The sequence below is a fragment of the Aeromonas sp. LsrichE-8G genome, assembly GCF_022869435.1.
Lineage (GTDB): Bacteria > Pseudomonadota > Gammaproteobacteria > Enterobacterales > Aeromonadaceae > Aeromonas > Aeromonas caviae.
Genome location: NZ_JALIHH010000228.1, coordinates 1 through 293, shown reverse-complemented (window position 1 = coordinate 293; position 293 = coordinate 1). Strand labels below are relative to the sequence as shown.

The window sequence follows — 293 nt, the reverse complement described above, 5'->3', positions numbered from 1 at the left end:
TTCACCCCTCCGGCTCAATGGTCGGGCTGGATGCGGGGATCGCCAAGCTCGCAACCCTGTCAGATGGCACGGTGTTTGAGCCCGTCAACAGCTTCAAAACCAATCAGACCAAGCTGGCAAGGCTCCAACGCCAGTTGAGCAAAAAGATAAAGTTCAGCAGCAACTGGAAGAAACAAAAAGCCAAGATCCAGCGGCTGCATTCACATATCGCCAATACCCGCCGCGATTACCTTCACAAGGTCACAACGACTATCAGCAAAAACCACGCGATGATCGTCATTGAGGATTTGAAG

The 293-nt window shown here is 51.9% G+C and carries 1 protein-coding gene; it reads left to right on the top strand.

Translation table 11 applies throughout. The features are described from left to right. A partial coding sequence (locus MUW49_RS19625; protein ID WP_244813108.1) for a transposase occupies positions 1-293 on the top strand: 293 nt, incomplete at both ends.